Raw genomic sequence first — 26,234 nt, 5'->3', positions numbered from 1 at the left:
TCAGCCCTCCAGGTCTGCGCTTGCGCTCAGACGACCCCAAGTGTCGGCGATAAACAACAGGTTGGTGAGCTGCTGTTGCAGCGCCTCAGTGTCCATTTGCGGGAACGTCTCGGCCAACAGGCCGAGCGCCTCTGAGCCATCACGAGCGCGCTGCAGAGCTTCGATGAACGGCGCTACGGCTTGTTCGGCCTGCTGCTGCAGCACCTCGGCGGGGAGACTGTTGATCGCCTGGTCCAGTGCTACCTGGTCGAGAATGGGTTTCAGGGTTGGCTCGGCAAACTCCGGCGATTCGGCCGGTGCCGGGGTTTCGTCCAGGTCGCCGTCCTGCAGGTTATAGGTGCGCTTCCAATACGCGCTGGTGAACTTCACACCGGACTCAGTCAGCGCCTTGTCGCGCTGGGCCAGCGTCTTGTCGATTTCTTCCTGTTCCCACAGCTCGTACAGCGGTGCCACCACATCAGTGCCGAAGTTGAGATCTACGACCAAGCGAATACACGCATTCAACGACGCGGCGACAATACCGGCATCACCATCGCGAATGTCTTTGGTCACCTCGGCGCCAGCTACAGAACTGGCCCTGTTGCTGTCCTTCTCGGTGGTCTGGTTCTGCCCAAGCATGGCGACGTTGATTTCGCTCCGGCAGTACTCCAGCAACTCACGGTAGACCTCGGCGCTACCGGCTTTGCCAGCGGCTTCGATAATCTGCACACTGGAGTCGTCCGGGATTGCTGCCACTGCGTCTTGCACCATGGCTTCAAGGCTATCAAGCAACAGATCGGTTTCGCCGTCAGCGGCGCCGCGTGGATGTTTACCGATGACCCAAGGGCTCCCGTACTTCTCGGTGAACTGGACCCAGAACTTCAGGCCGCCTTTCATGAAGGTGGTCGGCCAGAAGCACATGCTGAGGTCCGGGAAACCATAAGGGTTGGCGTAGGTGGCATCCTGTCGGGCAACGATAAAGCGTTGAGGGTCGCACAACTCGCCGTCTTGGCCCGCCTCCTTGGAGCGAAAGCGCAGTTCGTTGTCCTTGTCGTAAAAGAACCATTCGGCCGGTTTGCCGAGCAGATCTTCCGGCACCAGATTCATACCTACCGGTTTCCACATCAACTCGACCGGCTGATACCCGAACAACGGCGCATCGAGCAGCTCGCGAATGATGCGGTCGAGGTCGAGACCGGCGAGCCAGTCACGAATAAATCGCTCCACCTTGGTAGGCGCATCGCCGCGCTTGAGGCCGCGCTCCAGTGACAGTACGGAAGCCTTGCGACGGCGAACGTTGCCGCCGACCAATGCCGCACTACGCAGATCTCGATAGACGGTGATGTCCTTGCCCAAGGCCTTAAGAATCGGGTCAGGGTTGGGTAGGTTGGCGCCGCTAAAACCGCCTGCACTGGAACGACCGCGGGTAGCAATATGTTGGTCGAGGGTGGCGCTACGCTGGGCGTCGGCAAAGTTGACGAATTCGGTGGGGCTGACCCACACACCTTTCTTGTTCATGTGTACCCCTGAGTGATTCGTTTGCCCTGACGAGGACGGCGTGATTTGACCGATACCGGGCCAGACGTGATTTCCAGTGTGGCAAAGTTGGCCAGCGCGCCGGCCCCCGCGAAGTCGCCGTGGCGGTAGAGGTCCGGGTCTTTGAGGTCTTGTGAACGGGCTTTTACGATCATCGGGATGCCGTCCACCGTCTCGATGGCGCGCACGTCCTGGTGCAGGTTGTCGTCTTGGGGCAAGGTGATGGTGTTGTCTTCAAACAAGCCGACAAACTTCGGCATCCAGGCGCCGTACCAGGCCCGGCTGATTTTTACCTGTTTGATGAGGTTATGACCGAACTCGTCAGCGGTCTCTTCGGCGAGCGTTTCACCGTTGCCCGATGCATCGAGCGCCGCGCCACTGAAACGAGGCAACCCGCGCAGGGTGTAGAACAGCACTAATTTTTGCTGGCGAGCAGGGACACGGTGCATTTCTACGACAAAGGGCACGTCCCGGTGGCGGGCCTGATCGACTGACATCGGGCAAGCGATAGAGAAGTCGCGGTGGCGGGCATAGTCCATGCCCAGGTAGTGGCGCAGATCTGGAGCGAGCTGGCTTACCAGCGGCGCCAGATTGCGCTGTATCCAGTCCTCAACATAGGCGTCGCGGCGGTGAACGGGCTGCTGTGTAAAGTCGTCTGGCAGCGCTAGGCGCAGTACGGTTCGGCCGGGGCGCATGGCCTCATCGATCCATACGCCGGGGATGCATACACCGTTGCCGTCACGGGGAATGGCATCCAGTTCTTCCCGCATTTGCGCCTTGCGTGGGCCGTAGGCGTTGCGGATCTTCTTGTACCAGGCTTCCTTGCCTTCGGCGGTGGCTTCCTTGCCGGCCATGAAGCACACGCGCTCATACAATCCATTGGCCACGGCGTCGTCAAAGGTGGCCCGGTAGACTTCGGCGCTGTCGCCGTAGCGCTCATCCCGGATGTCATTGACCATCTGGTTGAACGGGTTTCCCTTGCCATTGTGAGTACTGATGATGACGATGCGGCCGCCCCAGATCAGGAGCGCCGTGGCGGCATCGAGGACGGCGGAAACGTTGCGGTGGAATGCCGCCTCGTCGATGATGACCTTACCCTGCAGGCCGCGCAGGTTGGCCGGGTTACTGGACAGTGCAACGATCTTGAAGCCCGATGCGTAACGAATGCGATAGGCGTTGATTTGCCGGGTATTGCCGGCGTCGTCCTGGTCATCAAACAGGAACTCTTCAATTTCGCTGACGCCTGAAGCCTGAGCTTCGGCCATAACCCGACTGAACTTGGCACAGTAGCCGATGAACTCCAGACCTTTCTCTTTCGTGTCGCCAATGTAAAAGCAGTCCATGCCCCCGGCTGACTTTTGCGAAGCGGCGGTAATCACAGAGTCCAGCGCTTCGGCAAAGGTGATGCCGGTGCGGCGGCCTTTTTCGCAAAGCTTGATCTGTGCTTGTATGCGCAGCCAATCCGCCTGGTGCGCCATCAGAATCCCTTCGGCGATAGGGTTGTAGCCCTCGGGGATCTGCTGAACGCTTGGCGGAAGCTCGTCCCATTCGACGACACGCAGGGTACTGGCCGAGGCTTTCATTGCTTCACGCCCAGGAATTTCTGACGCCAGAACATGGCCTGATCTTCGGTCATGCCTTTGGCCTTCACGGCGTTATCCAGTTCAGCCGCTTGCTCCTGGAGCAGGCGATCACGCGCAGCCTTTTCGATAGCCTGGCGCTCCTTGATGCTCAGCGTCCGGGCCTGCATGGTGTTCTTCGCTGCCCGCGCCAGCTCGGCCACTTCCTTGGTGGTGACGTCATCCTTCTCATGGGCGCCCATGGCGGCCTGATAAGCCAGCGTCGATATGGCCTCGACCAGCAAGGCGCCGGTCTTGTCGGACGCATCTTCGCCGAACGCACCAACGAAGGCCTCGGCCTGTTCGCGGTGCTGGCGGGTCTTCTCGGTCAGCAGATCGAAGCCTTGCTTGAAGCGCCCCAGCGCGCTGCGGCTGGGGGCCTTCTCGTTGGGAAAGCGCGACTGGATGTCGGCAAGCATATCATCCAGGGTCATGCGGTCTTCGCGCAGCAACTTCTGGATGTACGCCTTGACCATCGGCGGGAGACGATTGATGGATGACTTGCCCGCCATGGTTAAGCCCCCGGCCGTTTGATGCCAGGGACGCGGGCGCGGCCTGCTGCAATGTCCTGGCCGCGCTCGGTCAGCGTGGCCACCAGTACCGGCCCGACATCGGAGACGGTCACCGCGCCTTGTTCGGCCAGCCAGTGCAATTCGGTCTTCACCTGGTCACGGCTGAGGGTGTGGCCGAACCTGTCCAGGGCCATGTTCAGCACCGAGCTGTTGGCCCTGTAGCCGGTCGTTTCGGCCAGCAGGCGCAGAATCACCAAGCGGTAATCTTCACGCAGAAATGAGGCGAATTCGGTCATATCTTTTCTCGCAACAAGTAATCATTGATCCGGTCCAGCGAACGGGCCAAAGGGGCAAGCGCTTCCTTGACCCCCGACAGTTCGGCCCGTACCGCTTTCATGTCGCCCAGCAGATCGGTGACGGCGGTCTGGTCAGGTAGGTGCCGGACGTGTTCCTCCAGGGCGACGATGCGCGTGCGCAGCTCCAGCAGTTCCTGGGCGCTGGCGGTCTGGCGTTTGGTCATCCAGGTGTAAATGCCGAGTACCGTCAGGACCAGCCATTGCACCGATTGGAAACCGAAGTTGAGGTCGTTCAGATTCATTCAAAACCCCGCGTGGCCATGTGTTCCAAAGCGTCTATGCAGTCAAAGCAATGTTCGATACCAGGGCTGTCCTGGCGTTGATCTTCGGGAATCGCATCGCCGCATTCCTCGCAGCGGTAAACCGACCGACCGGAGCCTCGACGTAGGCCGCTGTTGCGGACGCGTAACTCCGAATCGCTGATGTCGTCATCTGTAGCGGGTTCAGCTACATCCATAGAGCGTCAGTCCTTTTCTCGTAGATTGAGCAGCTCATTGAGTTGGGCGAGGTTGGCGCGTGCCCACTCGCCGTAGTCCTGGGCGTGGGCAAGGATGTCGGCGGGAGTGACGCCGCTTTCCAATAGTTCGGCGTCAGTGCCGGGGGTGGGCCAGGCCGCTTTTTTAGGCGCGGCGGCAGCGGCGCCGGATCTTGGGGCGGGCACACCGAGGGCGGTATTGAAGTCGCGCAACCAACCAATAGTGAACACGCAACGAGGGATAGGCTTAGCGACAGCGCCAGGCGCCGGAATGTATTGGGTTGTAACATGGGGGATTCGCTCCTGGAGCTGGCGCTTCTCTTCGGCATGGCGTTCGAGGGTGGTGAGCAGCAACGCCTCGGCTTCGTTGGCACGGGTGACTTGCTGCAGCAGCTGCAGACGGTTCTCCTTTTCCGCCGCCCCGGCCTGTACTGCCTGCAAGGCCTTGAATGTCTGCAGGTTGGAATTGCCCAGGGCTTCGGCGTACCGAAAGCCGAAGCCGTAGGCGATTGAGCCGGCCGCCGCTGCGCTGATCACGCAGGCCAGGCCGGCGACAAGGAGCCCTGTCGGTAACCGTTCAAGCACCATGGCGCTGCCTCATGCGGTTGCGGGACTTACGAACGCGGCGATTGGCGGCCGCGATACCGGTTTTGCCGTGGCGATAAAGGGGCATGACCCTGGACCTGATCCAAGTGCCAGCGGCGGTGCTGGGGGTGGGCCAACGGCAAGCGCCGGCCAAGCCTGCCAGCAGCGCCGAGAAGGCGGCGCCGAAGAGGTTCAGTCTCATGACGGAATCTCCTGGTCTGATTGCTCGGCCTGGTCTGGAGGGCCTTGTTTGAGCAAGCGAGCGATGAACAGCAGAACGGCCAAGCCGCTGTTGACTGCCGCATAGGTGGATGAAGAAAGTTGCGCTTGCCACATCGGCAAGATGGTGGCCTGGGCGAGACCGAGCAGCGCAATGACGATGGCCAGCTGGACGCTGTGAAGCTTCCAGCAGCAATGGCAATTGTCGATCAGCTTCATGCCGGCTCCCCGTGATAGGCGTCGGGGACAATGCCGGCCAGGTGCAAGCCTTCATTGATCACTGCTTCGCCGTACCAGTTGCCCTCGGGGAGAGAACCTGCGCCGTTTTCGTGGCGAATGATCGCTTCAGTGAGCGCGCGCATGGTCCGGTAGTCGTACACGTCGATACGCTCTTCAGGCGACACACCCAGGCGGGTGGCAACCTGGCGGATATAGCTCTCGGTGTTGTTCTCGTTCGGGGGCGCCCAGCGACCGATAATCAGGCGGACAGTGCGCAAGCCGTGCTTGTCCTGGTAAGTGATCAGGGTACGGGCAATGGCTCGGATGCCCCACCGAGGATCAATGAACTGGACGAACGCAGTGTCGTTCTGATTCGCCGACATACCCTGCCAGCGGGTGCCTTTTACGTGGCGGATATTGCCGGGGTTAAAATTGCGGATACCGCGAGGGGGTTCGGGTCGCATCGGACGCCTCCTGTAGTGGCGCCGTACTTTTCGGACGCCAGAAATACACACGCCGCCATGATCGGCGGCGTGGTACAGGAAGGCTTTTAATCGAGTTTAAAGAGATTAGTGGATGGTGCTTTCACGGAAGTCGAAGACCTGAGCAACCAGGCGTTGGAACCATCCTATCTTAGGCATACCGTCTTTTTCGTACCCCATCGCTCGCATGGTTTCGTTATGGCAGATGCAATTCAGCACATGCAAAACCGGGGGTTCTTCAGCCTCAATACTCAGTCGGGATTGAGTCACGCCTAACAGGCACTCCTCAGACTGGGGTTGCAGCATGAGCTTCTCCAACTCGACATATCGACGCATGAAGTCCGCATGAGCACGTGCACGCTGGGCACTGCCGATAACCAAGTTAATCGCGGCAAGCACAGTGACAGTGGCAGAGGCCAGCAAGGCAATAGCCAATGCATTTTTTTCAAGAATGCCGTAGATAGCTGCCGACCCAAAGATCACTGAAAGCATGTTGGAGAACTGATCCAGGCGGTCGAAGAAAGCTCGCCGCCGTTGGTGATATCGGATAGACCGACGAATCCCAAACAACATGCTGTGCCAGCGATCTGCAAGAGGTTCAATCGTCTCTTCCGTCATCTCCGCTCCCTCTACCTGGTCGTGGTGGTGGCTTGAGTGTATCAAAGACAGCTGTTCGATCCCTTTTTTCACTATAGTCGAGATTGGTATTCCGACTTTTCTCACTGTTTGAAGCCCGATCAGTACCGCTTTCGCTCTTCTCGCGGCTTTTATCCTTGCGATCGTTTGACATAAAACTGCTCCTATTGTTTTAGCATCTTATATATTTAAACCGCAGCGCACTCCGTATCTACGCACTCACTCAACAACTCCAGTTGAGCGATAGAGTCCTCGCCCCCCAGCAACAGCATCTGAGTGCGTACTTCCTTGAATACGATTCACTGCATACAAAGACAGCAACTCAGTACAGTCCTGCTTGGTCTTGACGCCGAGAAGTACTGCGTTAGCTCCTTCGATTACATCTGTGGCTTCAGCATAGCGACCTTCAGCGCGGATTTTTTTGGTGATGAACCATGCGATGTTGGCGAGCTTTTCTTCATTCTCGACATTGCATACGGTTAGGCCTCTCGTAAGTGCAGCCTGGGTGCGTTCCACCTCTGGAGAGTCACTTTTAAACGTTTTATCTAGGCTCAATGTGGTGAGCTTTTCCGCAATAGTCTCTGCACTTGCTGTCACAGAACACAGTGAAGCCAGAATGAAAAATACAATTTTCAACGTTAATCTCCCTATATAACAACCTGAAGAGGTCGAGCAGGCGCCTCCATATTTTTCAACTAGAACAGAATCCCACCGATGAGCAGACCTAGGCAAAACAACCCTGCGGCATTCTGCCGATGCAACATCACAAACTCCCGAAACGTTAGCGAGCTGATTTCAGGGGCTAAGGATCCGGCTTGTACATCCGGCTTAAAACTCAGTACAAACTCTAATACCTTTTGGAGCTGGGGTTTTTGAAGGTTTTTGAGTTGAGTACGACCAAAGTTCAACTCACAAAAAGTATTCATCTCGACCTTAGCATCTTTTTCAGCTACCGCTCGCAGTACCTTGCCGACTAAACGACGTTTGTCCGCCTCTTCTTGCAGAAGCTCCAATCTTGTTTGCATTACATTTCGTGCGTCCACGAACTGTTCGGCGGTTATCTCGCTAATCGTATTCACCCCGAGTTGAGCGTGAACTCTACGCCAAACATCACGAGGGTCATCCCCAAGCTCTTCACATTTCGCCCGCAGCTCATGCAACTCTTTACGTTGAGCAGATACCAAAAAACGGGCCTCAGTCTTATCCACAAGGCTGATATTGACACCGTAGTTATTGATATTGCCCCCAGCTGCTTGGCCTACCTCACCATGAAAGTCCTGGCTCATGGGTCACTCCTTGGATTTCACATCCCCGACATTAAAGGTAACGCCTGACTTGTTGGTGATATTGCCAGCCACAGCCTGGCCCACCGACCCGTGGAACGTTTGTTTAACCGGAGCTGATCCCGCAGTCACGGCTGCAATAGCCGCTGCTTTAACGGCCACCGGCGCAGACCTGAACTTTTCAAGCAGCTCTGTTTCATCAGCCGTAAGCGAACCAACAGAGCGTTCGCCTGTAACGATATACAACGTGTCGATACCAACTTTCGCGACCGCAGCAAGGTAATCCGCACCGGGATACCGCTCACCCTGCTCGTACTTGAGCTGAGCAAGCTTCTTCACCCCTCCGATGGCCCCAATTGCGGACTGGCTAAAACCCAGGCGCTCGCGCTCTTCCCTAAGGCGCTCTCCGATATTCAAAAGCATTACTCACCACTTGACGGGTATCTTTTTGCATACCATCATGATTACCACATAACCCAATTATCTTTGCATCACAGGAGCCACCACCATGGCCACCCATGCCAAAGCCCTAACCGCCGACCAGGTCAAAGAAAACTTCCGTCGCGTCGGCAAAACCATTACTCAATGGGCTACCGAAAACGGCTACACCCGCAACGAGGTGTACCGCGTCCTCAATGGCCAGGCCAAAGCCAATTACGGCAAGGCCCATGATATTGCGGTGAAGCTTGGTCTCAAGCCGACCGCTGCGTTGGCAGCGTAAATGGCTATTTCACAGCAGTTCCGTACCAACCGCTTGGTGCTTGCGGCGCCGCAGATCGTCGTGCGCACCGCGCTTCGGCAAGCTGATCACATAACCATGTCAGGGTCTTGGTTGCCTCAGCCTCTATGGGTTGTCCAGGCCACCGAACTGACAGTAGCGCGTGATCTATGCCATCAGGTGAAACGAGCCCTTGAACTTCAAGAGCGGCTGCAAGGCGTAACCAGCCCTGCGCCAATGCATTCACCTGCGCCTCAAGTCTCTCAATACGGTCGGTCATCTCTCGTGTCCATGTTGGGGAATGTACCCGAAAACATTGCACCCGGCGCAATCACTTTGCATAGCCGCAAAAGTTCAGATTGTTTGGAGTGCGCTTCAGAAAGGTCTTTCCAATGAGTCGCCGTCGCTGGAAAAGCATTCAACCAACCTCGTTGCGCCATGCGCTAGAGCTGTGCAAGGACTTCGCCAAGGACGCACATAACAAGGGCGTCGAGCGTATCGCCGATGAAATGGGCGTCGCTGATCACTGGTCTCTCTATAAGTGGCTACAAACAGGCCGTATGCCGGCCAACCTGATCCGCCCTTATGAGCGGGCTTGCGGATGCGATTACGTCACCCGCTGGATTGCTGCCAGTGCAGGCCGCTTGACCATTGATGTGCCCACCGGCCGGCACTGCACCGCCCAGGATACGCAGGCACTACAAGAGCTTCTCACCACAGCAGCCGGCAGGTTGCTCGCGTTCTACTCGAAGAGCTGCGAAGCCGAAGAAACCCTTGCGGCCATCCAGGCCGCAATGGAGGGGCTTGCATGGCATCGAGGCAATGTCAGCCAAACCCAACAACCACAGCTTGAACTGGAGGGACAGCCATGAGTCGCACCGTCTCAGCCGCTGCACGGGTACTGCGTGTACTCAAGGCCTTGAAGGGCCACACCGTGACCGGCCTTAGCAACACCGAACTGGTCCATCTCACCCAGGACAGCCCCAGCAACATTACCCGAGCTATGCAGACCCTGATTGAAGAAGGTCTTGCGGTAAAGCTGGACAACGGCCGCTTCGCTCATTCCGTGGGCGTGCTGCAGATCGCCCAGGCCCATGCCGAACACATGGCCCGCCTGACCAACCGCATGCAGGAAATCAACCAGCGTATTGCCGCTGGATCGACGAACTAAGGAGAACAACATGGCACGTACCAAAATCCAGCCCGCAGAGGCAGTCGACCTACCAGCTCTGAATGGCGAAATGCTCACAGCCAGCCAGAACTCGATGGCAACCATGCAAGCCTCGCACAGCGAAGAGCGTGACATGGTCAATCAGTTGCTGGGCCAGGCTCAAATGGCCGGAGCGTTTGAAGAGTTTTCCCGCACGGTGCGGACCTCCAAGCTGGCTTTCGTCAAGGAAAACAAGCTCTACAGGGCTATTGCTGGGCGCAAAAGTCCGCACGGTGCGGAAATAATGACGGGCTCATGGGAAGAATTCTGCGCATTGCTGGGGCGCTCTGTCGATCAGGTTGACCGCGATATTTCTAACCTTCGGGCTTTCGGCGAAGAAGCCCTTGATTCCATGTCCCGCATGGGCATCGGCTACCGCGAAATGCGCCAATACCGCCGTCTACCAGAAGACCAAAAAACAGCTCTGATCGAAGTCGCCAAGACGGGCGACAAGGATGCCTTCGTTGATCTCGCGGAAGAGATCATCGCCAAACACGCCAAGGAAAAAGAAGAGCTGACCCAGCGTCTCGACGAAACCAACGCCGACTACGAAGCGCAAAGCGAAGTCATGGCGAGGAAAACCACCGAGCTGGATAAGACTAAGCAGGAGCTGGAGAAGACTCGCAAGCGTCTCAAGTCCATGCCTGCGAATGAGGTCGCCAAAGAGCTTCGACAGGAAGTCGCAGCGGTTGCCTATGAGGCTGAAGCAAACATTCTCGGCTCTCTGCGCGAAGGCTTCGCCAAGCTGGAAGAGCACGCAGCCGAGAGCGGTGAAGACCACCGCACCTTCAAGGCCGGCTTGATTCGTCAGCTCGAAATCACCCTTGCAGCGGTCCGTAGCGAGTTCCACTTGCCGGAGCAGGTAGACACTGATGGCGGCCCAACCTGGCTGAACGCGGCCGAGGCTTAACCATGAACCCGGTAGAGATCCAGCAACTAACCCAGATCGCCCAGCGAGCGGACAACGCCCCACACGGTCAGCGTACTGCCGTCTATCAGGCGGGCGCGGTAGAGCTGGGTGTTTCCATCCAAACACTTCAGCGCAAGCTGAAGGAGGTCAGAGTGACAGCTCCGCGTAAGCGCCGAAGCGATGCGGGTAACAGCGCCTTACCCCTGGATGAGGCCCGATTGGTTTCGGCCATGCTGCTGGAATCGATCCGTGCCAACAACAAACAGCTGTCCACCATCGAGCGTGCGGTGGAACGTCTGCGCAGCAATGGTTTGATCATGGCCGGCCGGGTTGATGAAACAACTGGCTTGTTTCGACCACTGACGTGCGGCGCCATCAGTCGCGCCCTGAAGAGCTACAAGCTGCATCCCGAGCAGTTGCTGCAGGACGCCCCAGCGGTATCGCTGGCCAGCAATCACCCAAACCACGTTTGGCAGGTAGACGCCTCGATCTCGACACAGTTCTATCTGGCTGACAGCGGTGCCCAGGTGATGAATAAAGCCGAGTTCTATGACGGCAAGCCCGGCAACCTGAAGAAGATCGAACGCCAGCGCCTGTGGCGCTATGTGATCACCGACCATACCAGCGGCACCTTGTACCTGGAGTACGTGCTGGGCGCTGAATCGGCGGAAAACCTGTGCGGCGTGTTGATCAACGCGATGCAGAAGCGCCACGAATCGGACCCATTCCACGGCGTGCCTTGGATGCTGATGACCGACCCTGGCGCGGCGATGACCAGCGGCATGTTCCGCAACCTGTGCCGGGCCATGTCTATTGACCTGATCATCAACCAGGTCGGTAATGCCCGGGCCAAAGGTCAGGTCGAGCAGGCGCATAACATCGTTGAGCGTGAGTTTGAAAGCGCGCTGAAACTCCAGGCCGCGAACAGCCTGGAGCAAATCAACACCTGGGCCGGAAAGTGGATGCGTTACTACAACGCGACCGCGATTCACACCCGCACCCGGCGTACCCGGTACGGCGTGTGGCAGTTGATCAAGCAGGACCAGCTGCGCCTGGCGCCAAGCGTCGAGGTCTGCCGTGATATGGCGATCAGCACGCCGCAGTACCGCACTGTCAGCAACCTGCTTCGGGTTTCGTTCCGGGGCGCTCAATTCGATGTCAGCTCTGTACCGGCGGTGATGGTCGCTGAAAAGCTGCTGATCACTCGCAACTGCTGGCGAGATCAGGACACCGCCATTGCTGTCCTGGTCGGTGAGGACGGCCGCGAACAGTTTCACGTTATCGACCGGATCGGAATCGATCAGTTCGGGTTCGCGGAGACCTCAGCAACCATTGGCGAGCAGTACAAACGCCACGCCGAAACGCCTGCCCAGGTCTCGCGCAAAGTCCTGGAACAGATCGCTACCGGCACCACCAGCGAAGCCGAAGCCGAAGTAGTCCGCAAGGCCAAGGCGGTGCCATTCGGTGGCCTGATCGATCCTCACAAACACGTCAACGACACGGTGTTGCCGGCTTACATGCCGCGTCGTGGTACGTCGCTGAGCGTCAACGCTCCGACCGTAGAGCATGCGCCGCTGACGCACGTCGAGGCCGCGAAGCTGTTGCGGCCACGCTTGGCCAACCTCTGGTCCGCTGAATCCTTCAGCTGGCTGCAGCAGAAATACCCGGAAGGAGTACCACAAGAACAGCTCGATGCCATTGAGGTGGAGCTGAAACGACCTGTTGAGGTCACGCGCAAACCGTTCAGCCTGGTCCTGGCTGCGGTTGGAGGTGAGTGATGTTGAAGCTGAAGCAAGTTTTACAGGGGGTCGGCCGTCCTCAGGCGGCCTTGGCCGAGTCGCTAAGTCTCAGTGAAGCCACAGTTGCCCAGTTGCTGAACCACGGTCAATGGCCGCGCAGCCTGGACAGCGACGAACTGCAGGGGCGCATTCGTGTGTTCCTGAGCGAAGCCGGCGCCAACGATGCCGATATCGCCAACGCCTTTGAAGAAGTGGACCTGCCGTGCGCCAACACGGCAGATCCGGCCCTTAATGAAGAGCCGTCCGGGGAGGACGAACCTATGTTACTGCCAAAACAGACCCTACAGCCAAATACCCGTAAGGCTTTCAGCCTGTTCCGTGATCCCTTTGACGAACTGCAATGCGTTCAGGATATGTGGGTCAGCCCTGACATTCGCTATGTCCGCGAGGTCATGTATCAGACGGCACGGCACGGTGGGTTCCTCGCTGTCGTGGGTGAATCGGGAGCAGGTAAAAGCACATTGCGCCGCGACCTGGTGAACCGCATCGCCGAAGGCGGTGACCAGGTGATCATCATCGAACCCTATGTTCTGGCATCCGAGGACAGCGAAACAAAGGGCAAGGCCCTGAAAAGTACTCACATTGCCGAGTCGATGATGGCTGCGGTCGCGCCGCTGGCAAAGCCCAAGAGCAGCCCCGAAGCGCGTTTCGCACAACTGCACAAGGCGCTGAAAGAATCGCATGCGGCCGGCTACCGCCATTGCCTGGTTATCGAAGAAGCGCACAGCCTGCCGATCTCGACGCTCAAACACCTCAAGCGTGTTCTTGAACTGGAAGTCGGCTTCACCAAGCTTGTCAGCATCATCATGATCGGCCAGCCCGAACTGAATGTGAAACTCAGCTCACGCAACGCCGAAGTGCGTGAGGTCGTACAGCGTTGCGAGCGGGTCACCCTGGAGCCAATTGAAGGTGAGCGCCTGGGGGAGTTCCTGAAGTTTCGTTTCGAGCGGGCAGGCAAGGCACTTGGCGAGGTCATCGACGCCAGCGGTATCCAGGCGATTACTGAACGTCTGTCTCAGCCAAGTAAGCGCGGGGGAGATGAGGCTACTTCTTCGCTGTACCCGCTGGCCATCGGCAACCTGGTGATCGCGGCTATGAATCTGGCTGCACAGCTGGGTGCGCCGATGATCACCGCCGAAGTTGTAAAGGGGGTGTGATATGGCCGCTCTGTACCTGATAGGGGTTCAAGTGGCGATGCCGCCAAGTATCTTGGCCGATGACTTCCCCACGAAGCTGGCTGCCTTCAACGACCTGACCCGCGATATTCGCGGGGCCGGCATCGCGATCAAACACCTGGTGTTTGTGGACAACAAGATCTTCATCGAACAGCCCAGCGTCGACCTGCTTTTGCGGCGGTTTGGGCATGAGCTGCGGCGCCTGCGCAGCTCATCCAGCGGGCGGCTCACATGCCACACCGTGACGATCCGGGGCGTTGATGTCGCCTGGTACAGCTTGGTGAAGGAGCAGGACCATGAGTGAAGTCATCGTTCATGCATGTTCGACCCTCTGCAACCCGGACCTGCTCAGCGAGCAACAAGTTCGAGCTGAGCTGAAACGGGCCAACGACGAGCTGTTCAGTAAAGACCTGAAAATCATCGAGCTGAAAGAGCAGGTCCACTCCCTCAACACGACCTTGGTAAGGCTCGCCAAGCTGCAGCTCGCTGGTAACTACAGCGACATCTATAGCGAGATGCAGCGGCTCGGTGACTACTACCAACAGCAGATGGCAGCTCACGCTGCAAGGCAGGTTCACTGATGAATCAGGCTCTTAAAACCTCAATCGACACACTGCGGACGGCTGTCGCCTCTGAGACGCCAGCCCTGTTCTGGCAAGAAGCAATGCAGCACGTTTCCTTGCTGCTCAAACACATTGATCGTTATGGCCTATCGGTTGGCGGCATGCCTGCTGAGATCAATGAACACCTGCTTACCTGGATCGCCGATCAGGTGTTTGACGGTGTGTATGACAACGCTGGTGACATTCGTGACATCTACCGCCTGATCGCTGCGGACCAAGCGGCATTCAACGCAACGGAGTACGCGAAAACCGCCCCGGCGTCACTGCAGAGCGTACTGGCCGAGCGTATCCGCCAGATTCAGATTCACTGCTTTTATCCCGAGCAAGATGTGGAATACGTTGACGGTGACCTGGCTATTGCAGCGGCTTGTTATGCCACCGAGGCATTCGTCCAAGCCACTGAAACCGAGGGCGCCATGCGCATCGTTCCCGAGTCATGGCCGTGGATGGCAGTGACCTGGAGGCCACGCGACCAACGTCGCAACCTGGTCAAGGCCGGCGCCTTGATCCTCGCTGAAATTGACCGACTCGACCGCGCTGCAGCAAGCACCCAAAAGGAAGAACCCCATGTCTGATATCAATATTCCAGAAGGCTTTGTCCGCAATGCCATCGGCCACCTGGTGCCAGTTGACCAGGTGCGCGAGCAGGACAAGCTGCGCGACCAGGTAGCAGGCGAGCTTGCTGAAGCGGCCAAAAAGCTGCACCTGGAGCTGAAGAACTTCAAGAAAAAATCGCTCGGTGACATCGCCGATCTGATCAGCATTGCCGGTGAGCGCTATGGCGTTCAGATGGGCGGCAAAAAAGGCAACGTGACCATCTCCACCTATGACGGCAAGTACAAGGTAGTGCGTTCGCACGCAGACCGGCTGACCTTCACCGAGGAAATGGAAGTGGCCAAGGTCATGGTGTACGACTGCATCAAGACCTGGAGCAAGGGTGCGGACAACCATTTGCTGGCCATCGTAGATCGTACCTTCAGCCCAAATAATAAAGGCCAGATCCGAACCGCCGATGTGCTGGACCTGTTGCGTTTGGAGATCGATGACGACACCTGGAAAGCAGCGATGAAGGCTGTGAAGGACTCGATCCTGGTATCTGGCAGTGCCGTGTATGTCCGCGTTTACGAGCGGGTGAATGGTACTGACGAGTACCGGGCCATTCCTCTTGACCTAGCGGCGGTGTGATATGACGAACCTCAAGAAGTACACGCTGAAAGACACTTGGAAAGAATGGGAAATCACCCTTGAGGTCGACCATGACCAGCTCACTGTTGAGCGTGCCACGCTGATTAATGAGTACTGGTCGGACTCAGAATATCGCCTTGATGATGCCAATCAAGATGTTGTCATGGCGGTTATCAAGATGGCAGCTAAGCAGCTGGTCTATGCCTTTCTGGAGTTTGGTGGCGGCATCTGTAACACCACTGAGGCTGCAGGGTATTGGACCCGTGACAACCTGCACAACCAAGAGGGCTGGGGCGGAACTGAGGGCAATGAGCCATTTGGGTGGTGCGGTATTCGCCTGGTCAGTGCTGAAGTTGAAGTCGATCTCGATCTTGAGTTCCAGGAGGGTTGACATGCGCAAGACACTGATCGAATTTCATGACCGACGCCAAGGCTTTCAGTATTGGGCTGTCGACGAACACGGCAAGGTCACCAGGAGCTGGCCAGAGCACAACCACACTTGGCTCGGGATAGAGGTTACAAATCTCATCGGTCTCAAGAGCGGCGGTGTTGTCGAGTTTCTGCTTGATGGACATCCTGGGCGTGTGGAGTCAACAGTGCGCTCCGTTAAACCCCTGACACCTATTGATGTTCCTGTCTCCCTTATTGGTGGCAACTACTGTGCTGGATTCGTACAGGGTCCACGTGCGTACTCCCTGCAAGAGCGCTGTGCGGTCAAGCTCGTTGCTGAAAAGATCTTTGCCGGCTACCCCTTCAGTATTGAGCGCCTAGATCCCCAGGCGACTGGTGGTCTAGACAGCAAGTGGCGAATCACGCCGGAGGGGTGTGACATGAGCGAAATCTCGCGCACTCGGCAGGCCGCTATCGAGTATCCATACGGCTCCACTGTAAAACTGAAGTACTACAACGACGATAGCTGCATCGGGTGGGCTCACCGCGGTGATAACGGTGAGCTGCTAAGCGCCTACGGACGAACACCTCTTGACCCAGACGCCTGGACTGTTGTGGAAGAGCGGGAGGACTGATTGTGAGTGCTACGCCTACCGACCCTACCCGATTGCGGTACATCAAGATGATCCATGTCGCGCGGCGTGAGCTGCGTATGGACGACGATACGTACCGCCTGATGCTGGCTGGAATGACGGAGTTGGGCGGTGCGACGTCCTCCGCTGACTTGAGCGTTCCAAACCTGCTGAGGGTTTTGGAACAGCTCAAGCAGAAGGGCTTTAAACCTCGTCCAAACAAGGCTGGCAAGCGGCCCCAGGCCAACGACGAGCAGTCGAAGAAGATCCGTTCGCTGTGGCTCGCACTGCACGACCTGGGCGCCGTTCGCGATCCGTCCGAGGCGGCCCTAGCCAGCTTCGTAAAGAGCATGACCAAGGTGTCTGCTCTGCAGTGGCTCAGCGTCCGCCAGGCAAGTCGAGTGATCGAAAACCTGAAACAGTGGCAACACCGCGTGACCAATAAGGAGGCCATATGAAAGAGCCAAGCAGCACGGCAGGTGAGCTTCTTCAGACCCTGGCCGACCATGTAGCTCAGTCCGCCAAGGAAACCCTGGGTGTCGGTCCTGAACTCGCTGAGGCTCACGGCAACGAAGTTGCCATGCTGATGGCTACTGTGTGGGGTGGGCAGAATCTCTACATGCCCAAAGGCATCCATTTGCAAGCCTCGAAGTTGCATCAGCAACTCTTTGATGAATGCACGGGACGTAACCAGCGAGAGCTGGCCAGGAAGTACAATCTCTCCTTGGCGTTCGTTTACAAGGTTGTTAAAAGGATGCGGCTGGCAATAATTGCTCGTGACCAGGGTGACTTATTCGCGTCCCATAACGAGGATGACGAAGAGTAGGCCTCAGCAGAAAAGAGCACTATCCTTTCACCCACCGCCCCGATCACCAGGCACTGGCCGGGGCTAAATCTAATTGCACCTACTGCAACTCAATTACAGATCCCATACCACTCTGTACCGTCTAATCCCGGAATGTCTCGGGTTTACCTCACACCTACCCCTGTATTTATCTCAGTCCTAAACAGCATACAGTGAAGCGTCGGTCGGCGGCGGGGGGATCAGCAGTGTCGAAGCGCCATGTAGGACTTATCTGACGTGTTAAGATTTTTCGCCATTCAACGGCAATGAGCCCGTCAGGACAGGTATTGATGATGAGTCGCCTATTGATCACGGCTGCAAGCGCCCGCGGGCCCCATGCCCATTAATCAGTCGAAGGTTGGCCGCCTGGCCAGGGTGTCCTTGCGCTTGCACTTCGGCCTGATCCTGTCCTTGCTGCTGTGCGTGTTTTTCGTGGTGGCCGGGTACTGGGTCAGCTACAAGGTCTTTCGTGGCGAATGGGTCAAGGCCAATTACCATTTCCTGGGCTTCGTCGGCCGTGCCTATGACCACGAAATTTTCCTGCTGCGGGCGATCAACGCCAGTGTCGCCCCCGAATACAACCCCCTGGTCCAGCTCGCCAAGCCCGAGTTGAGCAAAAGCGTGGACGGCGAGGCCCTGATCTATACCGGCCAGGCCTCGCAATATTCCACGACGTTCTCCATTGTCATGCCCCGTTCCCAGGAAGGTCCCGACCCTCTGGGCCACTCCCTGGCGCTGGGCATTGGCCTGGCCAATGTCTATAGCGACTTCTGGAGCGGTTCGTCGTTTCTGGCGCCACAGATGTTCCTGCTCGACCCGGATCGCCACATCGACATCGCCTTGCCCTCGATCGACCCCGAGCCGTCGCGCGAAAGCATCGTGCAAGGCGATGTCGTGCCGGTTCTGCAACGGATCAAGCGCACCATCGAGAGACAGCCGCCGCAGCACTACGATCTGCTGGTGCACTGGGCGCCGGCCGAGCGCTACACCGAGACTGGCGACGAACAGTTGCTGGCTTATGTCTCGGTGCCCAGGGCCAATACCGGACGCTGGTCGGAGCGCCTTCCGGGGGAACTGGTGGCCGCCACCCTGGTGGACCTGCGCGAGCCCGACGAAATCGCTGTTCGAATCGACCAGGAGATGTTCGATTCGGTGACGTTCGACTCGATCGACTTGGTGGCCCCTGACGGCACCTTCGTGCTGGGCTCGGCGGGCGGAGGTATTTTTACCTATGAAAACGGCTTTCACCTGACGAGTTCGGGCCTGGTCATCAAGCGCAGCGCAGGTCCGGTGGGCGCTTGGCAGGCACTGTATCGCATCAGCTTCATGCGCCTGGTCGAACATGCCAGATGGCAACTGCTGAGCCTCGCCGGGTTGCTGGCGGCTTGCATATTCAGCGGCTGGGGAATCGCCAGCTGGTACCGGCGACGGATCGTCCTGCCCGCGCGCAGCCACTACAGCGAGTTGCGCAGCAACCATGACTTCAACCATTCGCTCCTGCAAACCGTGCCCCTGGCGCTCTGTGTACTCAAGGGGCATGAGCAGGTGACCTGTAACAGTCTGTTCAGTGACTGGCTGGAACAGGAGCAGCCCATCACCACGCTGATGAGCGACTGGTTGATGTTCGACGGCGACCAGCCGTTGACCGGCGAGGGCTGCCTGATGATCGGCGAGCGGGCCTTCCATGTGCGCTACGCCCCTACTGTGTATCAGCACGAAGAGGTCCTGCTCTGTACGTTCACCGATGTGACCGAGCACCGCGCGGCGGCTGCCACGCTGGTGCTGGGACGTCAGGTCGCGGACGCGGCCAGCGCCGAAAAAAGCCGTTTTGTCGCCACGGTCAGCCATGAAATCAGAACGCCTCTCTACGGGGTGCTGGGCACCCTGGAACTGTTGGGGTTGACCGAACTGACGCCGCAACAACGGGCCTACCTGCTGACCATCGATCATTCCTCGGACCTGTTGCTACACGTGATCAACGACGTGCTGGACATGTCAAAGATCGAGTCCGGCCAATTGCAGATCCAGCTCATGGACTTCAACCCCCTGCACATGCTGGAGGAACTGGTACGAGGGTTTTGCGAGCGTGCGGCGAACAAGGGGCTCGCGCTCTACACCTGCATCGATCCACAGGTTCCGTCGCGACTGAGCGGGGACAGCCACCGGCTGCGCCAGGTCATCGGCAACCTGCTGAGCAATGCCATCAAGTTCACCGACAAGGGATACGTCGCAATTCACCTTACGGTCGCTGCGCAGCAGGCCGATAGCGTGCAGTTGTCGTGGCGAGTGATCGACTCCGGCCCCGGCATAGAAGAGGCTGCCCGGCGGCGTTTGTTCGAGCCGTTCTACCAGGTCGACAACCAGCGCCACAGCATCACGGGGGCCGGGCTGGGTTTGCCGATCTGCGCCAGTCTGTGCGAACTGATGGGCGCAACCTTGCACGTGTGCAGCGAGGTGGGCCAAGGCAGTGAATTCAGCGTTGGCCTGAGCCTGGCCCGTGCCCGGGATCAAGACGCGCCATGGCGGCTGAGCGGGCTGGCGGGACGCAAGGTCGTGGTCCGCAGCCCGTTCCCCGACCTGACCGATTCGCTCTGTGCCTGGCTTGAACACTTCGGGGCCCGGACTTCGATCCAGGAAGACCTGGACCTGGAACAGCCCGACGCGGTGTTGGACGTCATGCCCGAAGCCGGGGCGAATCTGCAATGGGGAGGGCCAACCGTGTTCGCCCGGCATGATTTTGCCTTGCTCGAGCGCATCGGCAAGGATGTGCTGGTCAATCAGCACAGCCTTGCGGCGGTTCTGCGGGGCGTGTTGCTGGCCATGACCGGGGAACTGCCAGAGCCCGAACAGGCACAGGCGAGCCCGCGTCACGATCTGGGGCTGCGTGTGCTGCTGGTCGAAGACAATCCTGTCAATCAGGCCTTGATGCGTGAACAGCTGGAAAATATCGGGTGTCAGGTCGCCCTGGCCGGCAACGGCCGTGAAGCCCTGCTGTCGCTGGAGCGACAGACGTTCGACCTGATCCTCACGGACGTCAACATGCCGCTCATGGATGGCTACGAACTGACCGAAGCGGTACGCCGGGACGACTCGCGGATCCCGATCATCGGTGTGACCGCCAATGCCCTGCGCGAGGAAGGCGAGCACTGCATTCGGGTGGGGATGAACAGTTGGCTGAGCAAACCGATCTCGATCGACGGCCTGTACCTGTGCCTGAAAGCCGTGGCGGTGCCGGCACCGGTTGGGGAGACGTTGGCGACCGTCGTCGAGCCTTTCACCGAGCCAGTTGTGGACCCGCTGCAGGTGCCGCCGCGCATGCTGGCTCTCTTTACCCAGACCCTGCGCCAGGACCTGGATGAGCTCAAGGCGGCGACCCGACCTTACGACGCTGGCGAAGTGGCGCGCCTGCTGCATCGGATTCGCAGCTCGCTGAGCGTGGGCAAGGCCCGATCGTTGATACGGTTGAGCAAGGAACTGGAGGCTCAGGCCGAAAGCCGTGGCCAGGACGCGATGGTCTTGGCCCTCAGGCACTTCGTCGAGCGGGTTGAGGCGGCGCTGGCGTTGCTGGATGGCGCTGCCCAAGGACCGCTTCCTTGAAACGATAAACCAGGCTGTGCTCACTGTTCGTCAGGTCTCGAAAGGGATACGAAAGCCGATGCGCTAGTGGCTCCGAGCCACTAATGTGCGCCGGCCATAATATCTCGCGGAGCGAACGAGACCCTATGCGAAACCCCTGAGGTTATTGGCGTGCGTCCAGATTCCCAGGGGCAGGCGTCACCCGAACACCTCATCGATCACTCCGAACACCGTCTGCTTCAGGGGACTTTCCAGATCGGTCCAGGCCAGGCCCGTGGTGGCCCGATAGCCCCCCAGCTCCAGGGGGCGGGTGCTGACGTTGGCGGGCAGGGCGCGTCCGGCGTGGGCCGGTAGCAGGCCGACGCCGAGCCCGGCGGACACCAGGGCGAGCATGGTGGTGAATTCCCCCAGTTCCGCGGCGACGTCCAGCTGTGCGCCATGGCGGTCCAGCACCTGCATCAGTTGGTCGTGAAAGCCCGGCGCATAGCGCCGGGCGAGGATGAACACCGGCAGCCCGGTCAGCGCTGTCGGCGCCAGGCGGGTGTGCGCGGCCAGGGGATGGTCGCTTGGCAGGGCGACCATGAAGCTTTCTTGCAGCACCTCGCGGGTCTGGATGCCGGGAATCACCGCCGGCAGGCGCATCAGGCCGAAATCCAGTTGGCCGTTCTTCAGCGCCGCGGCCTGGTCCGGGCCCGGCATGTCCTTGAGTTCCAGCTCGATGCGCGGAAAGCGTTCATGCAGGGCGCGGATCAGCGCCGGCAAAAACGCCGGCAGGACCGAGGAGACGAACCCCAGGCGCACCCGGCCGATTTCCCCGCGCCCCGAGGCCCGGGCCACGTCCATCGCGTGGGCCGCCTGGTGCAGGGTCGCCTGGGCCTCGGGCAGGAAGCGCTGCCCGACCTCGGTCAGCGCCACCGAATGGCGGTTGCGCTCGAACAGGCGCACACCCAACTCATCCTCCAGCAGCTTGATCTGCATGCTCAACGCCGGCTGGACGATGGCCAGGCGCTGGGCCGCGCGGCCGAAATGCAGCTCCTGCGACAGGGTCACGAACGACCGCAGATGTTTGATTTCCATCGGGCAACTCCAGGGCGAAAACGGCTCGATTGCATGATCACGGGAATTGATCACCAGATCATCAATGACGATTGGACAGCCTCGGCCGCCTGCGGTGAAGTGCCGGCAAGGCCGATACGACCCCCGCGGCCATTGTGCGGAGAAAAGCATGTCATTCAACCCCGATTGTTTCCAGCTCCAGGGAAGAAGGGCCCTGATCACCGGTTCCGGCAAGGGCATCGGCCTGGAACTGGCTCGTGGCCTGGGCGCCGCGGGCGCCAATGTGGTGATCAACGATCGCAATAGGGACAAGGCCCAGGCCATCGCCCGGCAATTGCGCGACGAGGGCGTCGGCGCCGAGATCGCGGTGTTCGACGTCACCGACCGCGCCGGGCTGTTCGAGGCCATCGACCGCTTCGAGGCGCAGACCGGGGCCATCGACATCCTGGTCAACAACGCCGGCATCCAGCGTCGCGCGCCCTTGGAGAGCTTCGCCGCCGACGACTGGCACGCCCTGATGCGGGTCAACCTGGACGGCGTGTTCCATGTGTCCCAGGCCGTGGCCCGGCACATGATTACCCGGCGGCGCGGCAAGATCATCAATATCTGCTCGGTGCAGAGCCAGCTGGCGCGGCCGAGCATCGCGCCCTACGCGGCGTCCAAGGGCGCGGTAAAGATGCTGACCCAGGGCATGTGCGCCGAATGGGCGCGCCACGGCATCCAGGCCAACGGCCTGGCCCCGGGCTATTTCGCCACCGAGATGAACCGCGCGCTGATCGACGACGAGGCGTTTTCCCAATGGCTGTGCAAGCGCACCCCGGCGGGGCGCTGGGGGCGCGTCGAGGAGCTGTGCGGCGCGGCAGTCTTCCTGGCCTCGCCGGCGTCCGACTTCATCAACGGCCAGACCCTGTTCGTCGACGGCGGCTTGACCAGCGTCGTCTGACCCCACCGCCGTAGCGAAAAACAACAACAATAGGTAACGCCCCATGAGCCATCTTCAAGAACACCCGCAACCGCGAGGCGCTGGCCGCTGCGCCGAGCCTGTCGGCAGCCGCCCGAGCGCCAGGGCCGAGGGCTTCGCCCGCCGGCGCTGGCTGTACCTCATGCCGCTGATTTTCATCACCTACAGCCTCGCGTACCTGGACCGCGCCAACTACGGCTTCGCCAGCGCCGCGGGGATCGAGCAGGACCTGGGCATCAGCAAGGGCACGTCCTCGCTGATCGGCGCGCTGTTCTTTCTCGGCTATTTCTTCTTCCAGGTCCCGGGCGCGATCTACGCGCAGCGTTACAGCGTGCGCAAACTGGTGTTCTACAGCCTGATCCTCTGGGGCGTGTGCGCGATGCTCACGGGGCTGGTGGCCAATATCCCGATGCTGATGGTGATCCGCGTCTCCCTGGGCATCGTCGAGGCGGCGGTCATGCCGGCGATGCTGATCCTTATCAGCAACTGGTTCACCCGCCAGGAACGCTCGCGGGCCAATACCTTCCTGCTGCTGGGCAACCCGGTCACGGTGTTGTGGATGTCGGTGGTCTCCGGCTACCTGATCCACGCCTGGGGCTGGCGCGCGATGTTTGTCATCGAAGGCGCGCCGGCGCTGCTCTGGGCGTTCGTCTGGTGGCGCCTGGTGCGCGACAAGCCCGAGCAGGTCGCCTGGCTAGGCCAGGGCGAAAAGCAGCGCCTGGCCGCGACCCTGGCCGAGGAGCAGAAGGGCATCCAGGCGGTGCGCAACTATCGCCAGGCCTTCGCCAGCCCGCTGGTGCTCCAGCTCTGCTGCGTGCACGCGCTGTGGAGCATCGGCGTCTACGGTTTCATCATGTGGCTGCCGACCATCATCAAGCAGGCGGCGGCCGCCGACATCGTCACGGTCGGCTGGTTGAGCGCGGTGCCTTATGTGGCGGCCGTCGGCCTGATGCTGCTGGTGGCCTGGGCCTCGGACAAATACCAGCAACGCCAGCATTTCGTCTGGCCGCTGCTGGCCGTGGGTGCGCTGGCGTTCTTCTGTTCCTACCTGCTCGGTTCCTCGCATTTCTGGCTGTCGTTCGCCTTGCTGAGCCTGGCCGGGGCGACACTCTACGCGCCCTACGGGCCGTTTTTCGCGCTGATTCCGGAGCTGCTGCCGGCCAACGTCTTCGGCGGGGCCATCGGCCTGATCAACGCTTGCGGGGCCCTGGGCGCCTTTGCCGGTTCGTGGGTCGTGGGCTACCTGATCGGCCTCACCGGCAACCCCGGGGCGGCCTATGTGTTCATGACCCTGGGCGTCTTGTCCGCGGCCTTGCTCATGGCCCTGGTCAAGGTCCGGCGCTGAGCCGCGGCGACAGGTCTGGACGATGGCGAAGCTATTCTGGAGGACCGCCTATTAACCGTTCGAGGCCTCGCTCATAAGCTGGCTGGGTCGAGCGGCGGCCGGTTGTCCACGGTCGCCGCCCCCTTCAGACCCCGCAAGAGAAGCCTACGAAGATGAAAAAACTGCACAGGAAAATCGCCCTGGTCACGGGCTCGTCCAAGGGCATCGGCGCGGCCATCGCCAAGCAGCTGGCCAAGGACGGCGCGACCGTGATCGTCAACTACACCCGCAGCCGCGAAGAGGCCGATCGGGTGGTCGAAGAGGTCTTGCAGGCTGGCGGGCGGGCCTATGCGATTCAGGCCGATATCGCCAACGTCCTGGAGGTCAAGGCGCTGTTCAAGGCCATCGCGCACGAGCATGGGCACCTGGACATCCTGGTGAACAACGCCGGGGTCTACGCCACCGGCGCCCTGGCCGACATCGACGAGCAGGAGTACCACCGCCAGTTCAACCTCAACGTGCTGGGCCTGATCCAGTGCACCCGCGAAGCGGTCGCGGTGTTCAACCCCGCGGGCGGCAGCATCGTCAATATCAGTTCCAGCGTGACCTCGTTCACCCCGGCCGGCTCCACGGTCTACACCGCCTCCAAAGGCGCGGTGGACGCCGTCACCCGGACCCTGGCCAACGAGCTGGGGCCGAAGAACATCCGGGTCAACTCGGTCAACCCGGGCCTGGTGGCCACCGAAGGGGTGCATGCCAGCGGTTTCTTCGAGGACGCCTTCCGCCAGAAGATCGAAGCCATCACCCCGCTGGGGCGCATCGGCAAGCCCGAGGACATCGCGCCGGCCGTGGCCTTCCTGGCGTCCGCCGATGCCGGCTGGATCACCGGCGAAGTCCTGGTGATCGGCGGCGGCCTGCACTAAGCCTCGGCGGCGGCCAGCGGCTCGCGCTGGTACTGGCGCGGCGAGTGGGCCATGACCCGCTTGAAGGCGGTGCTGAAGGCGCTCTCCGACTCGTAGCCCAGGGAAAAGGCGATGGTCGCCACCGAGTCGCTGGAGTTTCTCAGGCGGTCGCCGGCCAGCAGCATGCGCCAATGGGTCAGGTATTCCATCGGCGCGGCGCCGACGACCTGCTTGAAGCGCAGGGCGAAGGCCGACCGCGACATGGCCGCCAGGCGCGCCAGCTCCTCCACCGTCCAGCGCTGTGCCGGCTCCGCGTGCATGGCGCTCAAGGCGGCGCTGAGGTGGCGGTCCGCGAGGCCGAAAAACCAGCCCATGCCGTCGTCCAGTCCGTTGCGGTCCAGGGCGGCGAGGTGAGCGCGCAGGACCTCGACCAGCATGATGTGCGCCAGGTGCTCGTTCATCAGCGAACGGCCGGGGCGCTGTTGCTGCAGCTCCGCGGTGAAGCGCTCCAGCGCCCAGCGCAGGATCGACGCCTGGGGCGAGCTGGCCTGCACATGGACCAGCGAGGGCAGGGTGCTGAGCAGGAACTGGGTGGGCACGCCGCTGAAGTCGAAACGCCCGCCGACCAACTGCACCTCGTCGCCGCCGTAGCTGAGGGCGATTTCGTCCGCGGCCAGGGTCTGGAAGTGGCCCGCGGAGTCGATGGCCGGCACCGACAGGTCGCTGAACAGCGCGAAAGGCTCGCCGCGGGTCATGAGGAAACAGTCGCCTTGCTCCAACTGCTGCGGGGCCGGTTCGCCCTTGACCCAGACCCAGCAACGGCCCTTGACCACGGCCGTGAACTTGATGCCGGGCCGGCTGGGAAACTCGAAGGCCCAGTCGCCGCCCAGCTGCAACGTCGCCGAATGGTAGTTACGGATTCTCAGCAGCGAAAGGACGCCGGAAAGCGGATCCATGGGGCACCTTTTGGACGATTGATAAAGTCATCCGCAATTTAGCATAGAGAAAGTCCTTTTTTCATTCATACA

The 26,234-nt window shown here is 60.0% G+C and carries 33 protein-coding genes; 18 read left to right on the top strand and 15 right to left on the bottom strand.

Features of this window, described 5'->3' with window-relative positions; all coding sequences use genetic code 11:
* The 13 genes from BTN82_RS15090 to BTN82_RS15025 form a co-directional block, all read right to left on the bottom strand.
* The gene (locus BTN82_RS15090; RefSeq protein WP_075119927.1) at positions 1–1,497 is read right to left on the bottom strand and encodes a DUF935 domain-containing protein; all 1,497 of its coding nucleotides are present in this window, start codon (positions 1,495–1,497) and stop codon (positions 1–3) included.
* Complete coding sequence (locus BTN82_RS15085) at positions 1,494–3,098, bottom strand: hypothetical protein (RefSeq protein ID WP_075119926.1); 1,605 nt, start codon at positions 3,096–3,098, stop codon at positions 1,494–1,496. The genes BTN82_RS15090 and BTN82_RS15085 overlap by 4 nt, the downstream gene beginning before the upstream one ends.
* On the bottom strand, positions 3,095–3,646 hold the full coding sequence (locus BTN82_RS15080; protein ID WP_075119925.1) for a phage protein Gp27 family protein: 552 nt from the start codon (positions 3,644–3,646) through the stop codon (positions 3,095–3,097). The genes BTN82_RS15085 and BTN82_RS15080 overlap by 4 nt, the downstream gene beginning before the upstream one ends.
* A 2-nt stretch (positions 3,647–3,648) precedes the next feature.
* Positions 3,649–3,942, bottom strand: a complete 294-nt coding sequence (locus tag BTN82_RS15075) for a hypothetical protein (RefSeq protein WP_028684132.1) — start codon at positions 3,940–3,942, stop codon at positions 3,649–3,651.
* Positions 3,939–4,244: a DUF2730 family protein gene (locus tag BTN82_RS15070; protein WP_075119924.1), complete on the bottom strand. Its 306-nt coding sequence runs from the start codon at positions 4,242–4,244 to the stop codon at positions 3,939–3,941. Before BTN82_RS15070 ends, BTN82_RS15075 begins: the two co-directional genes overlap by 4 nt.
* On the bottom strand, positions 4,241–4,459 hold the full coding sequence (locus BTN82_RS31870) for a TraR/DksA C4-type zinc finger protein (protein WP_075119923.1): 219 nt from the start codon (positions 4,457–4,459) through the stop codon (positions 4,241–4,243). The genes BTN82_RS15070 and BTN82_RS31870 overlap by 4 nt, the downstream gene beginning before the upstream one ends.
* Positions 4,460–4,465: 6 nt before the next feature.
* Positions 4,466–5,065 carry a lysis protein gene (locus BTN82_RS15060; protein ID WP_075119922.1) on the bottom strand — a complete coding sequence of 200 codons (600 nt, stop codon included), beginning with the start codon at positions 5,063–5,065 and terminating at the stop codon, positions 4,466–4,468.
* A gap of 195 nt (positions 5,066–5,260) precedes the next feature.
* Positions 5,261–5,500, bottom strand: coding sequence for a hypothetical protein (locus tag BTN82_RS15050; protein ID WP_075119920.1), 240 nt, complete (start codon positions 5,498–5,500; stop codon positions 5,261–5,263).
* The gene (locus BTN82_RS15045; protein ID WP_075119919.1) at positions 5,497–5,964 is read right to left on the bottom strand and encodes a structural protein; all 468 of its coding nucleotides are present in this window, start codon (positions 5,962–5,964) and stop codon (positions 5,497–5,499) included. Before BTN82_RS15045 ends, BTN82_RS15050 begins: the two co-directional genes overlap by 4 nt.
* A gap of 105 nt (positions 5,965–6,069) precedes the next feature.
* Positions 6,070–6,600 carry a hypothetical protein gene (locus BTN82_RS15040; protein ID WP_075119918.1) on the bottom strand — a complete coding sequence of 177 codons (531 nt, stop codon included), beginning with the start codon at positions 6,598–6,600 and terminating at the stop codon, positions 6,070–6,072.
* 237 nt (positions 6,601–6,837) lie between these two features.
* The gene (locus tag BTN82_RS31100) at positions 6,838–7,254 is read right to left on the bottom strand and encodes a hypothetical protein (protein WP_148169553.1); all 417 of its coding nucleotides are present in this window, start codon (positions 7,252–7,254) and stop codon (positions 6,838–6,840) included.
* Positions 7,255–7,313: 59 nt separating this feature from the next.
* On the bottom strand, positions 7,314–7,904 hold the full coding sequence (locus BTN82_RS15030; protein WP_075119916.1) for a hypothetical protein: 591 nt from the start codon (positions 7,902–7,904) through the stop codon (positions 7,314–7,316).
* Positions 7,905–7,907: 3 nt separating this feature from the next.
* Positions 7,908–8,324, bottom strand: a complete 417-nt coding sequence (locus BTN82_RS15025) for a transcriptional regulator (protein WP_038632459.1) — start codon at positions 8,322–8,324, stop codon at positions 7,908–7,910.
* An 85-nt stretch (positions 8,325–8,409) separates the two neighbouring features.
* Here BTN82_RS15025 and BTN82_RS15020 point away from each other — a divergent pair, with 85 nt between their 5' ends.
* The 15 genes from BTN82_RS15020 to BTN82_RS14945 all read left to right on the top strand — a co-directional run bounded on the left by BTN82_RS15020 (position 8,410) and on the right by BTN82_RS14945 (position 20,984).
* Entirely contained in the window at positions 8,410–8,622 is a 213-nt protein-coding gene (locus BTN82_RS15020; RefSeq protein ID WP_075119915.1) for a DNA-binding protein, read from the top strand.
* A 389-nt stretch (positions 8,623–9,011) separates the two neighbouring features.
* Positions 9,012–9,491, top strand: a complete 480-nt coding sequence (locus BTN82_RS15010) for a hypothetical protein (RefSeq protein ID WP_075119913.1) — start codon at positions 9,012–9,014, stop codon at positions 9,489–9,491.
* On the top strand, positions 9,488–9,790 hold the full coding sequence (locus tag BTN82_RS15005) for a helix-turn-helix domain-containing protein (RefSeq protein WP_075119912.1): 303 nt from the start codon (positions 9,488–9,490) through the stop codon (positions 9,788–9,790). The genes BTN82_RS15010 and BTN82_RS15005 overlap by 4 nt, the downstream gene beginning before the upstream one ends.
* A gap of 10 nt (positions 9,791–9,800) precedes the next feature.
* Complete coding sequence (locus tag BTN82_RS15000; RefSeq protein WP_075119911.1) at positions 9,801–10,739, top strand: hypothetical protein; 939 nt, start codon at positions 9,801–9,803, stop codon at positions 10,737–10,739.
* 2 nt (positions 10,740–10,741) lie between these two features.
* Entirely contained in the window at positions 10,742–12,517 is a 1,776-nt protein-coding gene (locus BTN82_RS14995; RefSeq protein ID WP_075119910.1) for a DDE-type integrase/transposase/recombinase, read from the top strand.
* A complete protein-coding gene (locus BTN82_RS14990) occupies positions 12,517–13,695 on the top strand; it encodes an ExeA family protein (protein ID WP_075119909.1) in 1,179 nt (392 codons plus the stop codon). Before BTN82_RS14995 ends, BTN82_RS14990 begins: the two co-directional genes overlap by 1 nt.
* A gap of 1 nt (position 13,696) precedes the next feature.
* Positions 13,697–14,017 carry a hypothetical protein gene (locus BTN82_RS14985; protein ID WP_075119908.1) on the top strand — a complete coding sequence of 107 codons (321 nt, stop codon included), beginning with the start codon at positions 13,697–13,699 and terminating at the stop codon, positions 14,015–14,017.
* A complete protein-coding gene (locus BTN82_RS14980) occupies positions 14,010–14,294 on the top strand; it encodes a hypothetical protein (protein WP_075119907.1) in 285 nt (94 codons plus the stop codon). Before BTN82_RS14985 ends, BTN82_RS14980 begins: the two co-directional genes overlap by 8 nt.
* A complete protein-coding gene (locus BTN82_RS14975; RefSeq protein ID WP_075119906.1) occupies positions 14,294–14,911 on the top strand; it encodes a hypothetical protein in 618 nt (205 codons plus the stop codon). Before BTN82_RS14980 ends, BTN82_RS14975 begins: the two co-directional genes overlap by 1 nt.
* The gene (locus tag BTN82_RS14970) at positions 14,904–15,521 is read left to right on the top strand and encodes a DUF3164 family protein (RefSeq protein ID WP_075119905.1); all 618 of its coding nucleotides are present in this window, start codon (positions 14,904–14,906) and stop codon (positions 15,519–15,521) included. The genes BTN82_RS14975 and BTN82_RS14970 overlap by 8 nt, the downstream gene beginning before the upstream one ends.
* A gap of 1 nt (position 15,522) precedes the next feature.
* Positions 15,523–15,912, top strand: coding sequence for a DUF2528 family protein (locus BTN82_RS14965; RefSeq protein WP_081375476.1), 390 nt, complete (start codon positions 15,523–15,525; stop codon positions 15,910–15,912).
* A gap of 1 nt (position 15,913) precedes the next feature.
* Positions 15,914–16,546 carry a hypothetical protein gene (locus BTN82_RS14960; RefSeq protein ID WP_075119904.1) on the top strand — a complete coding sequence of 211 codons (633 nt, stop codon included), beginning with the start codon at positions 15,914–15,916 and terminating at the stop codon, positions 16,544–16,546.
* Positions 16,547–16,623: 77 nt separating this feature from the next.
* A complete protein-coding gene (locus BTN82_RS14955; protein ID WP_261792978.1) occupies positions 16,624–17,001 on the top strand; it encodes a regulatory protein GemA in 378 nt (125 codons plus the stop codon).
* Positions 16,998–17,369: a Mor transcription activator family protein gene (locus BTN82_RS14950; protein WP_075119903.1), complete on the top strand. Its 372-nt coding sequence runs from the start codon at positions 16,998–17,000 to the stop codon at positions 17,367–17,369. The genes BTN82_RS14955 and BTN82_RS14950 overlap by 4 nt, the downstream gene beginning before the upstream one ends.
* Before the next feature lie 354 nt (positions 17,370–17,723).
* The gene (locus BTN82_RS14945) at positions 17,724–20,984 is read left to right on the top strand and encodes a response regulator (RefSeq protein ID WP_075119902.1); all 3,261 of its coding nucleotides are present in this window, start codon (positions 17,724–17,726) and stop codon (positions 20,982–20,984) included.
* Between the two features lie 177 nt (positions 20,985–21,161).
* Here BTN82_RS14945 and BTN82_RS14940 read toward each other — a convergent pair whose 3' ends face one another.
* Positions 21,162–22,040 carry a LysR family transcriptional regulator gene (locus tag BTN82_RS14940; RefSeq protein WP_075119901.1) on the bottom strand — a complete coding sequence of 293 codons (879 nt, stop codon included), beginning with the start codon at positions 22,038–22,040 and terminating at the stop codon, positions 21,162–21,164.
* A 148-nt stretch (positions 22,041–22,188) separates the two neighbouring features.
* Here BTN82_RS14940 and BTN82_RS14935 point away from each other — a divergent pair, with 148 nt between their 5' ends.
* The 3 genes from BTN82_RS14935 to BTN82_RS14925 all read left to right on the top strand — a co-directional run bounded on the left by BTN82_RS14935 (position 22,189) and on the right by BTN82_RS14925 (position 25,227).
* Positions 22,189–22,962, top strand: coding sequence for an SDR family NAD(P)-dependent oxidoreductase (locus BTN82_RS14935; RefSeq protein ID WP_075119900.1), 774 nt, complete (start codon positions 22,189–22,191; stop codon positions 22,960–22,962).
* Between the two features lie 43 nt (positions 22,963–23,005).
* Complete coding sequence (locus BTN82_RS14930) at positions 23,006–24,325, top strand: MFS transporter (RefSeq protein WP_075119899.1); 1,320 nt, start codon at positions 23,006–23,008, stop codon at positions 24,323–24,325.
* A 152-nt stretch (positions 24,326–24,477) separates the two neighbouring features.
* Positions 24,478–25,227 (top strand): SDR family NAD(P)-dependent oxidoreductase, encoded by a 750-nt coding sequence (locus BTN82_RS14925; RefSeq protein WP_075119898.1) that lies wholly within the window; start codon positions 24,478–24,480, stop codon positions 25,225–25,227.
* Here BTN82_RS14925 and BTN82_RS14920 read toward each other — a convergent pair.
* A complete protein-coding gene (locus tag BTN82_RS14920) occupies positions 25,224–26,162 on the bottom strand; it encodes an AraC family transcriptional regulator (RefSeq protein ID WP_075119897.1) in 939 nt (312 codons plus the stop codon). The genes BTN82_RS14925 and BTN82_RS14920 overlap by 4 nt on opposite strands.
* Positions 26,163–26,234: the final 72 nt, after the last annotated feature.

The sequence above is a fragment of the Pseudomonas chlororaphis genome (assembly GCF_001921865.1).
In the GTDB taxonomy this organism is placed as follows: domain Bacteria; phylum Pseudomonadota; class Gammaproteobacteria; order Pseudomonadales; family Pseudomonadaceae; genus Aquipseudomonas; species Aquipseudomonas chlororaphis_D.
Note: the sequence above shows the minus strand (reverse complement) of the source record. Positions and strands in the feature narration are given on the sequence as shown.